Origin of the sequence: Mesorhizobium sp. ZC-5 (genome assembly GCF_025753855.1) — a bacterium.
Taxonomy (GTDB): domain Bacteria; phylum Pseudomonadota; class Alphaproteobacteria; order Rhizobiales; family Rhizobiaceae; genus Neomesorhizobium.
The window spans coordinates 40428-52888 of record NZ_JAOWPT010000019.1; the positions used below are offsets into that span (position 1 = coordinate 40428).

The 12461-nt window shown below is 60.3% G+C and carries 13 protein-coding genes and 2 pseudogenes; 11 read left to right on the top strand and 4 right to left on the bottom strand.

Going from position 1 to position 12461, the window contains the following annotated elements; all coding sequences use genetic code 11:
• The first annotated feature begins 42 nt into the window (after positions 1–42).
• The gene (locus OHD58_RS28580) at positions 43–579 is read left to right on the top strand and encodes a helix-turn-helix domain-containing protein (protein ID WP_263807007.1); all 537 of its coding nucleotides are present in this window, start codon (positions 43–45) and stop codon (positions 577–579) included.
• On the top strand, positions 579–1445 hold the full coding sequence (locus OHD58_RS28585; protein WP_263807008.1) for an IS3 family transposase: 867 nt from the start codon (positions 579–581) through the stop codon (positions 1443–1445). The genes OHD58_RS28580 and OHD58_RS28585 overlap by 1 nt, the downstream gene beginning before the upstream one ends.
• A 533-nt stretch (positions 1446–1978) precedes the next feature.
• Here the strand turns inward: OHD58_RS28585 and OHD58_RS28590 are convergent.
• Positions 1979–2890 (bottom strand): WYL domain-containing protein, encoded by a 912-nt coding sequence (locus OHD58_RS28590; RefSeq protein ID WP_263807009.1) that lies wholly within the window; start codon positions 2888–2890, stop codon positions 1979–1981.
• Between the two features lie 106 nt (positions 2891–2996).
• Here OHD58_RS28590 and OHD58_RS28595 point away from each other — a divergent pair, with 106 nt between their 5' ends.
• The 6 genes and pseudogenes from OHD58_RS28595 to OHD58_RS28620 all read left to right on the top strand — a co-directional run bounded on the left by OHD58_RS28595 (position 2997) and on the right by OHD58_RS28620 (position 7965).
• The gene (locus OHD58_RS28595) at positions 2997–3962 is read left to right on the top strand and encodes a CBASS oligonucleotide cyclase (protein ID WP_263807011.1); all 966 of its coding nucleotides are present in this window, start codon (positions 2997–2999) and stop codon (positions 3960–3962) included.
• Positions 3963–3968: 6 nt separating this feature from the next.
• Positions 3969–4484 (top strand): hypothetical protein, encoded by a 516-nt coding sequence (locus OHD58_RS28600; RefSeq protein ID WP_263807012.1) that lies wholly within the window; start codon positions 3969–3971, stop codon positions 4482–4484.
• 53 nt (positions 4485–4537) lie between these two features.
• Complete coding sequence (locus tag OHD58_RS28605) at positions 4538–5419, top strand: AAA family ATPase (RefSeq protein ID WP_263807013.1); 882 nt, start codon at positions 4538–4540, stop codon at positions 5417–5419.
• A gap of 25 nt (positions 5420–5444) precedes the next feature.
• Entirely contained in the window at positions 5445–6164 is a 720-nt protein-coding gene (locus OHD58_RS28610; protein ID WP_263807014.1) for a hypothetical protein, read from the top strand.
• Positions 6079–6753 carry an SAVED domain-containing protein gene (locus OHD58_RS28615; RefSeq protein ID WP_263807015.1) on the top strand — a complete coding sequence of 225 codons (675 nt, stop codon included), beginning with the start codon at positions 6079–6081 and terminating at the stop codon, positions 6751–6753. Before OHD58_RS28610 ends, OHD58_RS28615 begins: the two co-directional genes overlap by 86 nt.
• Before the next feature lie 324 nt (positions 6754–7077).
• Positions 7078–7965: pseudogene (locus OHD58_RS28620) on the top strand (IS110 family transposase).
• A gap of 480 nt (positions 7966–8445) precedes the next feature.
• On the opposite strand, the pseudogene OHD58_RS28625 reads toward OHD58_RS28620, so the two are convergent.
• A pseudogene (locus OHD58_RS28625) lies at positions 8446–8713 on the bottom strand (recombinase family protein); the annotation flags it as partial.
• A gap of 12 nt (positions 8714–8725) precedes the next feature.
• Entirely contained in the window at positions 8726–9004 is a 279-nt protein-coding gene (locus OHD58_RS28630) for a hypothetical protein (protein WP_263807016.1), read from the bottom strand.
• 265 nt (positions 9005–9269) lie between these two features.
• Between OHD58_RS28630 and OHD58_RS28635 the strand changes: the two genes are divergently transcribed.
• The 3 genes from OHD58_RS28635 to OHD58_RS28645 all read left to right on the top strand — a co-directional run bounded on the left by OHD58_RS28635 (position 9270) and on the right by OHD58_RS28645 (position 10389).
• Positions 9270–9572 carry a hypothetical protein gene (locus OHD58_RS28635; RefSeq protein ID WP_263791813.1) on the top strand — a complete coding sequence of 101 codons (303 nt, stop codon included), beginning with the start codon at positions 9270–9272 and terminating at the stop codon, positions 9570–9572.
• Complete coding sequence (locus OHD58_RS28640; protein WP_263807017.1) at positions 9569–10003, top strand: type II toxin-antitoxin system VapC family toxin; 435 nt, start codon at positions 9569–9571, stop codon at positions 10001–10003. Before OHD58_RS28635 ends, OHD58_RS28640 begins: the two co-directional genes overlap by 4 nt.
• Positions 10004–10155: 152 nt before the next feature.
• A complete protein-coding gene (locus tag OHD58_RS28645; RefSeq protein WP_263807018.1) occupies positions 10156–10389 on the top strand; it encodes a hypothetical protein in 234 nt (77 codons plus the stop codon).
• Positions 10390–11440: 1051 nt separating this feature from the next.
• Here the strand turns inward: OHD58_RS28645 and OHD58_RS28655 are convergent.
• Positions 11441–12433, bottom strand: coding sequence for an adenosine kinase (locus tag OHD58_RS28655; protein WP_263807019.1), 993 nt, complete (start codon positions 12431–12433; stop codon positions 11441–11443).
• Positions 12434–12461: the final 28 nt, after the last annotated feature.

Genomic DNA, 12461 nt, shown 5'->3' on the forward strand with positions numbered 1-12461 from the left:
CGTCCAGACGCGGATGCCAGCAGTGGCGAAGAGCGACTGCCAATGGGTTGGATCGATAGCCTGCGTATTCCGGTGATGCCGGACGGCTATTCCAATCTGAAGCCGGACAGTGATGGAGTGCACCCCCAGACTGAGACAAGGAAAATCGCGGACAGTTTCCCCGCAAGGAGAGGAAACTGGGGTATGGCCGGACGGCAAAGAGTTATTGATGATGACCAAAAGCTGGAGCTTCTCCGGCGCATGGAGGCGGGCGAAACCGTCAGCAAGTTGGCAGATGAGGTTGGTATCAGTCGCCAACGACTTTACGAGTGGCGCGATCATCTCAGGCTTCATGGTAATCTGAGGTCACGTCGGCGCGGCGGCCGGCCAGGACAGCAGGAGAGTGCAGTCGATGTGCCGTCACCTCAGGAAAAGGCACTGAGCAGGGTCAGGCGCCGGATCAGGGAACTGGAGCAGAAGGTCGGGCAGCAGCAGCTCGATCTCGATTTTTTTCGCGAAGCCTTGCGGCACTTCGAGGAAGATCAGCGTCGGAGCAGCGCTCTTGGCGAAACGGCATCTTCAAAGTCATCGAAAAGATGATGACCGGCCTGTCGCAAGGCGAATTCAACATCGACAGAATGTGCTGGCTCGCTGGTGTCAGCCGCGCGAGCTATTATCGTCACTGGCTGGATTCGGCCCCGCGTCGGGCCGAGACGGGTTTGCGCGATCTCATTCAGAAGCTGGCTCTCGGCAACACACACTACGGCTACCGCCGGATTGGAGCCCTGCTTCGGCGGGAGGGGTGGCGAGTCAATCACAAATGCGTTCTACGGATCATGCGTGAAGACAATCTGCTGTGCTTGCGCGCTAGACCCTTTGCGCCTGTGACGACCAACTCCAGGCATGGTTGGCAAGTCGTGCCGAACCTCGCGAGGGGAATGATCCTCAATGGCGTAAACCAGCTATGGGTTGCCGATATCACCTTCCTGCATCTGGCCGAGGAGTTTGCCTTCCTTGCCGTTGTCCTTGACGCGTTTAGCCGCAAGGTTGTCGGATGGGCGCTGGATACGCATCTTAGAGCAAGCCTTGCCATCGGGGCTCTCGAGATAGCGATCGCTGATCGCCAGCCCGTACCCGGGAGCCTCATCCATCATTCCGACCGGGGGGTTCAATACGCGTGCGGGGCCTACTCCGAACTTCTGCATCGCCGCGGCATCCAGGCGAGCATGAGCCGTGTCGGCAATCCTTACGACAATGCGAAGGCGGAGAGCTTCATGAAAACCCTGAAACAGGAAGAGGTGCAAGGTCTCGCCTATAAGGATGCAGATGATGCCCGCAAGCACATCGGTGCTTTCATAGAGACCGTTTACAATACGCAGCGCCTGCATTCGGCGCTCGACTACCTCAGCCCGGAGGAATACGAACAGAAGCATTCACGCGGGCGACAGATGGAAAAGGCTGCATAGCTTAACACGGGAGCTGTCCGCGATTTTCCTTGTCTCAGTCTGGGGGTGCACTCCAATGCCGTCCGGATTTTGATCGGAATCCCGTCCGGTCGTTCCCTGGAATCCGCAATAGCCAGGGTGGGTTGCTTGCCAGCTTGCTGAGTAGCTCGAGGGCCAGCGAAGCCCAGAGCTAGTATTTGCCGAGGTCGTCCGCCGCCTTCCTGGTCAAGACTTGCAGCTCGATTGACGCACTTTTCGACGGCCATGTCGCTCAGACTAGGGTCGATCAACGGCAGACCCAGTGGAGTATTCCAGGCTATGATCTGACGGGCAGGCGTACCCTGGAACCATTGCGCTATTCGCAGGTCAGATGGGAACTCTCGCGAAACTTGAGGTGCTTCCGCGTACAGGAACACCGGCACAGGACGTGTGGGATCTAAAGTTGCTTTTTGGTAGCTCGGTCCTTCGGGCCTCGTGGCGGAGGGCCGAGTTGGGAGCCTCCGAGAAACAAGTGATCCGAGCGTGATCCTGACCGAGGTCCCGGGCCGCCCTGACTATGAGAGAGGAGCGCTGGTGATACCGGCATCGTAAAACTCCGCACGCTTTTGGGCCGCCATCACATAATCCTTGTTGAGCAAAACAATATGCTGGGCGCGTGGCTTCTCATTCTCCGGATCACGAAGCAAGCCGAGTCTTTTCAAGACGTAGAACAACATCGCCGTACGAACGGACAGGACGGCTTTGAAATCCTGCATGCCGTAATCTTTCGCGACGACAGTCTTCTGGCTTTCGGTCAGCTGCGGATGCGGAGTAATCTCCACCGCGACGTGCTCTTGCCAGAGCACGTCGTCCTGGCCCCTGGCTCCGCCGGGTCCGGGGGAACGCACGTCAAGAATGCGCGGCAGCAGAAAGTCTTTGAACTTTCCGTCGATATGGCAATAGGCGCGGGCGTGCCAACGAAGTCCGTCAGAGCCGAAGGCATGGGGTGACATCCGCCGCCATACCGGATCGGTTCGGGTGTCGCTCATGGATTGGTAAAGCACTTCTATCGATTTCCCCTCGCGCATGGCGTCGAGAACAGCGCGCAACCCAATGGGGTCGACCTCCCGATGCGGACTGAGGGCAATGTCAGTATCGGGACGGTAGCCGATCCATGATTCCGCTGGCTTCGCCAATCCCTCCGCAAGGGAGCGCAGGCGCGACAGATAACCATCCGAATCGGGCTGCAAAAACCTTGGCTTGAAATTGTGCGCCGCGACATAGCGCTTTGCGCTCTTGTCGTACTCCACATTTCCCGGCGCCCGTTCTTGATAGAGCGTCAAGTCCTTGGACGCCTGCGGAACTGACACGCCGAACCTTTCGATGATGTCCTTGCGGCGAACCCCCCCCTCCCAGAACAGGCGGAATTCTATGAATTCCAGCCTCTGTTCGACGCCCCACCGGATGCCGGTCACTTCATTATTCATTGCAAGCCTCGCCGATGGGGATAGAAACTATATTGACAGCTAAACACGATCCGTATAGTAACTTAACACAACCATACAGAATCGTCAATTAAGAGGAGTGCGTAGCATGAGCCGCGACCACGTAAGTCACGCGGACCTGGTTCGTTTTGCCGACGAACGGGTGAACCTGAAGCGCGATGACGCGGCGGATTTGCGCGCTCAGGCGAACCGCTTGCGTGACCGCCTGGAGACCTATCTGGCAGAACATCCCGACTTCGCGCTGCGCAAGATGATGCTTTCGGGAAGCCTGGCCAAGGGTACGGCGCTGAAGTCGATCAGCGATATCGACGTGGGCTGCTACGTTTCTTCCGACTCGGCCCCGGACAAAATCTCAGATCTGATCGACTGGCTGGCCAAGAAGCTCGAAACGGCGTTTCCGAACTTCAAACCCGAGCAGATCAAGCGCAAGACCTATTCCGTCGGGGTCAATTTCATCACCACGGGCAATGAAGTCGACATCGTCCCCATTCTCTATGCGGGCGATCCGCAGTGGCGCGGTGACCTTGTCTCTCAGGACACGGGCGAAAAGCTGATGACGAGCGTGCCGATGCACCTCGAATTCATCCGCAAACGGAAAACCGCCAATGACAAGCATTTCGCGCAGGTCGTGCGGTTCGTGAAGTTCTGGAGCCAGCTTATCAAGCAGCAGGACGAAAATTTCCGCTTCAAGTCATTCATGATCGAGCTGATAGTCGCCTATCTCGCCGACCGCGGCCTTGCGTTGAGCGACTATCCGTCGGCCCTGGGGAAGATCTTCGCCTTCATAGCAAACGACGACTTCGAAACGGCCATCACCTTTGCTGATTACTACAACCCGGCGACCTGCGCGGCGACAGGCGCGCCGGTCCGAGTCTGGGACCCCGTCAACAACAAGAACAACGTGAGCGCTCTCTACACCCGGCAGAACAAGGAGAAGATCGTCGAAGCCGCCCTTGATGCGGGTGACGCGATCGACTCGGCGCTGCGCGCGATCACCAAGGGCGACACCGTGCGCTACTGGCAGAAAATTTTTGGCCCGACGTTCAATGTGTGAGGCAATATGAGCTCCTACTCCACCACCGAAACCGAAACCTTCACGATCGCCCATGCACGGCGCATCGCATCGAAGGTTGCCACCGACCTGCTGCGGTTCCAGTCGCTTTATAACGGCGTGCCGTCTACGGCCTTGATCGACAACTACGAGAAGGAGATCGTCGAGTATCTCCGCCACGACGTCGTTAAGTCCGTGACCTACGGCTTCAAGCGCGACGGCAAGTGGACCGAGGCCGCCGTGCGCTACCGCGCGCTCGCGGGCGGCATCCTGGTCTCGGACGATGATCCGGGGAAGATCCGGCCGCGCCTTGACGTTGCCGGTGCCACCTTTACGTCCTTTCTCGTTCACAACAGCAACTGGTCGAACATGACGGCAGCAGAACGTCAGGCGATAGAGAACGCCTGCCCCTTTCAGCGGTCGTTGGGCACCGAACCGCCGCTCGAATCCGGCTATTGGACCGACGATCTCAACTACATCGCCGGCGGTCGTGGTCTCGGCCGCAGCACAGTGAGGAAGATATGAGCGACGCCATCTCAATTGACGACGTTTTCGACCGTCGGCTCGATTTTCCCGATATGGGCGCGGCGCGGCGGCTTGCGCGGCTTGTCGGCATAGATGACGCGAAGACGCGCCTTGCCAAGGTTCTGGGCGTTCTGGTCAATCCCGCTGGCCCGCGCGATTGGGCGGAAAAGCACCATAAGGGAGCGTCAGTCGCGCTCGACTATTTGGAGCGACGCCCGCCACTGGTGATTCTAGCGGGTGACGTCGGCACAGGAAAAACCGCTCTCTCTGAAACCGTCGGCGATGCCGTCGCCCGGCAGGAAAAGATCGGCGTCACGCTCTATCCCCTGTCGCTCGCGACGAGGGGAAGCGGCAAGGTCGGCGAAATGACCAAGCTGCTGTCTGCTGCATTCGATGCGACGCTTCTTGCGGCCGAGAAACTCAAGCGTTCGTCGGGCAAGGCATCGGGCGGGATTATCCTCCTGGTCGACGAGGCCGATGCCGTTACGCAGAGCCGCGAAAGCGCCCAGATGCATCACGAGGACCGGGCCGGTGTTAACGCGTTCATTCGCGGCGTCGATCGGCTTGCCGAGAGGCAGTTGCCGGTTGCCGTGGTCCTTTGCACGAACCGCCTATCGGCAATTGACCCTGCCGTACAACGGCGGGCGGCGGAGATTTTCGATTTTGACAGGCCCGGCGATAAGCAGCGCCGCGCTGTGATCGAAGACCCTCTGACCGAGCTGGGTTTCAACAAGGCGCAGATCGATCAGGTCGTGAACCTGACCGGGGGCGAAAAGGGCGCGGTTGGTTACACCTTCTCCGATCTCACGCAGCGCTTACTGCCGACACTTATCCTGGACGCTTATCCCGACCGGCCTGTCCGGTTCGAACGCGCCATCGAGATTATTCAGGCCATGAAGGCTACACCGCGCTTCCGCGACGGTAAGGCGACATGAGCGCAGCTTTTACGGAGGACTGCCCGTGACCCAAGCCGTTATCGTCGCCCGCGATGGAGCAGCCTATCAAGCCCGTCTTTTCTGGCAAAAGGCGGCGCTGCTTCTCGATCCCCATGGCCCCGTCGTAAAGGTCGGCTTTGAAAGCGGCGCGAACGGGTTTGATGACATGTGGGTCGAATATGATCCGGCTCTTCTCGATCAGGAGGGACATCCCCTGCGCAGGGAGCATGTCCAGTGCAAATGGCATGTCAGCCCCGACAGTTACGGCCATGCGAGCCTGGCCGACCCGGCGTTTCTCGGGGCGACGGCGCGGTCTCACTTGCAGCGCGCCATAAAGGCGCAGCGTGACCACGCACCCGATGGAATGGGCACTCGCTTCCGGCTCGCCAGCAACTGGCGCATTGATCGCGCCGACCCTCTGCGCGCGCTCGTGAATGAGCGGTCGCACACACTTCGTGTCGGCATGCTTTTCGGAACCGCCACCGATAACAGCACGATGGGCAAGGTGCGCAAGCTTTGGCGAGATCACCTGGGTGTCACGGACGACGAACTGCGCATCCTCGCGCGGACCCTCGCTTTTTCGGAAACGTCCGAATCCCTGGACGGACTGCGCGAACTTCTCGACCTGCATTTCCTGGCCGTAGGGCTGAAACGTAGCTGTGCCGGGTTTTGCCGACCGCCAGATACGGCCGGATTCGGACTGGCAGGGGACGCTGTATCCGGCGTTGAAGAACTTCCTTCTTGAAGCCGCGCGCGAGAGCGAACGGCTCAGGCTCGTCCTCGACGCGCACCTCACGCTTTCATTTGCGGCAGGTTCGGTGCTCAATATCAAATCGGGGCGTCTTATCGAGCTGGAGCAGCGCACTACGGGCCGTGCGGTGTGGTCGCCCAATGACCTGCCTCACGATCCCGCCTGGCCGGTATGGACCTTCAGTGAGCATGACGGCATGCCGGAGGGGGACGGGATAGTCGTCACGGTGAGTCTCACTCATGACGTAGCGGCGGCGGTGTCCGGATATGCGGCCGCGTCGCTGCCCGTAGCGCGCGCTACGCTTGACGCGCGGATCGCAACGGCGCCGGGTGCTCGCGCCGTGATCTGCGGCCGTCATGCCTTCGAGCTGGCAGAGTCTCTGGTCGCCAAGATCAGGTCAGTCCGCGACACTTCGCCGGGACAAAGGATTCACTTGTTCATGGCTGTTCCGGGGGCCTTTTCATTTTTCCTAGGCCAGCGCGCAACCGCCATTGGGCCGGTCACGATTTATGAGTTTGATTTTGATGGCAACAGGGGGGGTAGCTACGAAGTGTCGCTGTCCTTGCCGGTCACGGTGTCGTAGGAGACGAAGCGCCGCTCCCGCTCAAGATCGTCATCGCGCCTGCGGCAGCGCTCGCCCTCCACCGGGGAGAAGCGCGGCGGTTATGGCGGATTTGATCCATTATGCTTTGTGCTGCGCGACATTGTGGTCGCGTCTCTCGAGAGACGACGACGTCATACCAGGACGAGACACACTCAACCGTGCTATCCATGTATTCTCTGGCATGATCCCAGTCGTGAATATCAAACCGACCCTAAATAGACCAGAACGCCTAGCGGCCGTCCCGCCTGTCGCCGACGACTTGGCGGCAAATCTGCTCCTTTGAAGCAACGCGGGAGGCGAACGATAGAGCTCTTTTGTGGACTGGACGTGGCGATGGATGAGACAGCGCTGTGCGTCGTCGACGATCATGGCGTCGTGCAACTTGTGACGACGGCGGTGACGGATCCCGATGCGCTGTTTGCGGTGCTGAAGCCGTTTCTGCCGAGCCTGCGCCGCGTCGGCCACGAGGCAGGATCACTGTCGCCGGTCTGCATCCGGAACTGAAGAAACTCGGCCTGCCGGCGATCTGCCTGGAGACGCAGCACGTGCGCGGCGCGATGTCGGCGCAGCGCAACAAGACCGACAGGGCTGATAGACTCGGCATCGCCCACATCATGTGCACCGGCTAGTTCCGCCAAGCCTACATCAAGTCAGAGAGCTGCTGCGGGACGAAGCTTCTGTTGATGCGCCGGCGCAATCTGAAGGTCAAGTTTCTCGACCTGGAGAACGCGATCAGGCACTCGCTGAAGGCATTCGGCATCCGCCTTGGCAAGGTCGGACGCGCGCTTTATGACGACGATCGACGATCCCACACGCTTCCGCCGCTCACGCGACGTCGCGGCCTACTTCGGGCTGACCTCGCGGCGCTGGCAGTCGGGCTCCTCGATCGACCTTCAGCGCCGCATCTCGAAGGCTTGCGATGCGGACGTGCGGCGCGCGCTCTACGAGGCGGCGTCGGGACTGATGACGCGCTTCAAGGGCAGGGACAAGGTCAAGAGCTGGGGCCGGGAGATCGCCAAACGCTCCTGCCACCGCAAGGCCTGTGTCGCTGTGGCGCGCAAGCTGGCGGTGATCATGCACGCCATGTGGAGCGACGGCACGTTCTATGTCGGCGACGCAGCCATGAGTGACACCGACGCCGCGCAACGCGCCCACATCAAGGATCGACGCCTGCTCGGAGCGCAGCGATGAGCGGCGCGGCGGCGGTTGAAACGCATGGCGCCCGCACGCTGACGGACGCCATCTGACACAAGGAGATCCGCCCCTGCGGATGAGAACCGAAGCAGACCAGGAACGACGGAACGCACGTTATCTTGCCTGCTGCCGCGCCGACGAACAGCCGGCCGGACCGCGCTCGATTGCCTGTGACGATGCTCCGTCAGTCCGATGGAAAAGTGCGCCACGACGGTCCGAGCGCTGCAACCATGCAGCCGAACCACACCGTCGCAGAGCGCGGAAGATTGCACGGCGCATCGGAACTCGACGTTCAAAAGCGGAATCGTAGCGCAGAGAATAGAGTCGTTTATCATCGTAGACGGAAGGAGGAACGACGATGATTACAAAGTATTGCCAAACACAACCGATTAAGATGGCAAGATAAAAGGCAGCACATTGTGCTTTGGGCGGTTGGTTGTTTTTGTTGGACTTTTCGCTGTCTCCCACACATTGCAACAGTCCAGCGATATCCTCCTGATCGCGGCTCAGGCGATCGATCGCCTCTGCGAGCACGACGACGAACTTGCCCCGCATCGCATCGCTGATCAGCTCCTGAAGGCCGGGACGCAGCAGCAACGCGCCGGAGATCGCCCGGTCGGTATTGCTGTCGACGACTGTCCAGCCTTGCTTTTTGGCATGGAGGCGCCAGAGCCGCAGCTGATCCCTCGATCGAGGCGTCTCGCTGATTGTCAGTCGAGTAGCGGGCGTAGAGCGCGACCTTCATGAGGCGACCTCCCTATTCCGGGAGGCGATCTCGCTTCCAATCATGCGTTTCGGCTTGTACGAAATCCCGTGCGGCCTGTCGCGCCAGCAGCCGGACCAGATCGATGAGGCGTGGATCGGGCTTCGAGGACGCAGGCACTGCCGGTTCGCGGGCCGCGTCGACGACCACACCAAACTTTTCGGCTGTTGTACGTCTCGGTCGCACCACGATCGCGTCCTCGTCCTCGCGCGGAGCACTCCGCTTCGCGACGAAGATGCCACGTGACGGCGCGTTGGCAAGAGAGAAATTCATTTTGAATCAATAGCTTGTTTCGCGCAGGAGCGAGTTCTGGCGGACGGCAGCGTAGTGGCGGGGCACGAGTCGACTACCGTCGTAGCAAAAATATTTTTGCGATCACCTTCCTTTGAAGAGGGTAGTTTCGTCATGGTGGCAACCCTCGACACCATGAATGCCTTGGGGAGGCCATCCTCACCCACCGGGATGCATAACAGTTTCACCAGCCTTGCCCTCCAAGGAAAAGACGGCTATATATCCGGATATAGAACGGAGGCACGCGATGAGCAACAGTGCGCAGAAGAGAGCCATCGAGAATTATCGGTCTCGCCTGACTGAGCGCGGCATCGCGCGGTTCGAGATCCAGGCGTTCGACGCCGACCGCGATCTACTGCGAACCCTTGCCCGGAAATTGACGGAGGGCGGGCCGGAAGCCGGACAGCTTCGTCGGGCCGTACAGCAGGCAGTGGCGGGTGAGTCTCCGAAAGCGGGCGGCATTCTCGCTGCGTTGCGTCGCTCGCCTCTGGTTGGCGCGGACCTCGACCTCAGCCGGCCCCGCGAAGAGGGGCGCAAGGTCGACCTGTGACGCGTTACCTGCTCGATACCAACATCATCAGCAATGTCGTCAAACCGCAGCCATCAGAATCACTCGTGGCATGGATGTCGTCACAGCGCGATGAGGACCTGTTTATCGCCTCGCTGACCGTTGCGGAAATCCGACGCGGGATTTTGGAGAAACCACGCGGCAGAAAGCGCGATGCACTCGACAAGTGGTTCACTGGGTCTGAAGGGCCGCAGGCTCTGTTCGCGGATCGCATCCTCGCATTCGACGAGAAAGCAGGTCTGATCTGGGCGCGGCTAATGGCAGATGGCAAGGCCAAAGGCCGCCCACGAAGCGCTCTCGACACGATCATCGCCGCTGTTGCCGAGAGAAATGGGTGCCTTGTCGTCACGGACAATGAGAAAGATTTCGAGGGAGTCGATATCGTTAACCCCCTGCGGGAAGTCGAGAGATGAGCGTAGTCACCTCCGTTTGTTCATGTAATGGTCCTATCGAGGTCGACTCACAGCAACAGATCAAAAAGCCTATGGTTTCACGCCTCGGCAGGCTCAGCCTAGCTTCAAATTCATTCAGGAGCAGGCACCTAGCGGCTCTGTCGAGGTAATAAATGACTGATTACAATAAATTGAGTCGAGAAGATTTGATCCGCGTGCTGCTCGACCGGGACGGAGTGGACGTCGGCGGAATCCGTCTGACCTACCCCGGACAAACGCCGCCTTGGCAAATCATCCGCCAGTTGAAGCCACGCTCGCAGCGTATCGAGAAAAAGCTGTGTGTTGGCTCCGAGGCATTGCAGTCCGAGAACGTCCTCCATGCGCCGTGGAGGGGATCGTCGGTTTGAGGAAACCTCGCCCGAGGAACTCGAGGAGTGCTTTTGGCGCGCCAAGATGATCTCGGACTTGATCATTGCGAGGCTCGGTCCTGGCAGGGATGGCATCGCCACATGAGCCTGTGCATGGCCGCCCTGGCGTTCCTCTCCAAGCTATCGGCTGATCTTCGCCGCAGCGCATGGAGCAAACCGAACGAAAGTCTGAAGGAGCCAATCGCCGCCCGATCCGGATGGCTGGGCTCGTCCCGAGCGTGCCCGAGATCCGCTATCTCCTCGCCCGGATCCTCATCTTCCCACCGACACAAAAGCCCTTCATCATCGCATGGTCGCTATGGCGACGACGACATCGGGCCGCAGCCACCATTTGTCACTACAAACGGCGTGGACATGCGCAACCTGTAGTACTAGCCCAAGCGGCGGCGTGAACACCAAGGGCTGCCGTTTCGTTTTTCAGGGTTTGCCTGAAAAATCTTTAGCCCAGACCGGGCTATTCTGGTGCACCTGTCGTATTTCCACAGGGTGTTGCACGGTAGAGTGACAACGCCTTGCCGCGTGCGCGGAGCAGGAGGGCATGGCAACAGGCCGGAACAAGTAGGACGGCGCAGACCGTCACACTCTTCAAAAAGAGACTATTCGCCAGAGGGTATCTTCATCATCGATCCGGCGGTCGGGAGGCTCTGCCGGCTGAAAAGGACGATGGCTATGATACAGTCAGGAGATGGATGGCGTGATCCACGTCGGGCACCTGCACCGATCACCTCCCCAAAATGGCGATCCGGTCCTGGTATCGAGCCGCCGTGCCGAGATTTTCGCGGCCGTGGAGGCTTCGCTCTCTGGTGTCTGCAGGGCGAAGCGGGCAGCAGATGAGAGCCAGCGGCGGGGGAGCACCAGCCGCCCGAACCGACGTGCGTCGACGGACACGATCGTAAGGACGCTGGCCTGTCTTGGCAGTCTCGGCCGGATGTCGACGTCGCTCTAGATCCCAAGACGTCGATCTTGAGATAGCGATTTGCCAGCACTTTCCTTAGACAGCTTGCACCGGGGTGGGGACCTAGTTCGCACGCTACAGCAACCCAGCCTGTTCAGCCTCGCGGCGCAGGTTCTGGCGCGGGCGCGGGCCGATCTGCTGGATCACCAATCCGGCCGCCAGGGAGCCAAGGTCGCCGCAGGCCTTGAGGTCGCGGCCTTGGGTGTAGCCATGCAGGAAACCGGCGGCATAGAGGTCGCCGGCGCCGGTCGTGTCGACCAGTTCCTTGATCGCCGTCGCCTGGATGACCACGGTCTCGTCGCCGCGCACGATGACCGAGCCTTTTTCCGAGCGGGTCACGGCGGCGATCCGGCAATCCTTGCGGATCTGCGCCAGCGCCTCGTCGAACGACGATGTCTGGTAGAGCGACTTGATCTCGTGGCTGTTGGCAAAGACGATGTCGACGGTGCCCGAACGCATCAGGTCGAGGAACTCGTCGCGATAGCGGTCGACGCAGAACGAATCCGATAGGGTCATCGACACCTCGCGGCCTGCCGCGTGCGCCAGCTTCGCCGTCTGCCGGATCGCTTCCTTGGCGCGCGGCGGGTCCCACAGATAGCCCTCGAAATAGGTGACCTTGGCGCCGGAAGCCTTGTCGGGCTCGACATCCTCCGGCCCGAGTTCGATGGCGGCGCCGAGATAGGTGTTCATCGAGCGCTCGCCGTCGGGGGTGACGAAGATCATCGAGCGCGCCGTCGGCGGCTCGCCCTTGAGCGGCCTGGTGTCGAAGGCGACGCCTTGCGCATGGATGTCGTGCGCGTAGATTTGGCCCAGCGCATCGTTGGAGACCTTGCCGAAGAAGGCGGCGCGTCCGCCGAAGGAGGCGACGCCGGCCGCCGTGTTGCCGGCGCTGCCGCCGGACGCTTCGATGGCCGGGCCCATGCGGCTGTAGAGCAGTTCGGCGCGCTGGGTGTCAATGAGGTTCATCGCGCCCTTGATGATGCCGTTGGTCTCGAGGAAGTCCTCGTCGCACTGGGCGATGATGTCGACAATGGCATTGCCGATGCAAAGCACGTCATAATCCGGCATCAATGTCTCCGCGATGAACCTGCCGGCT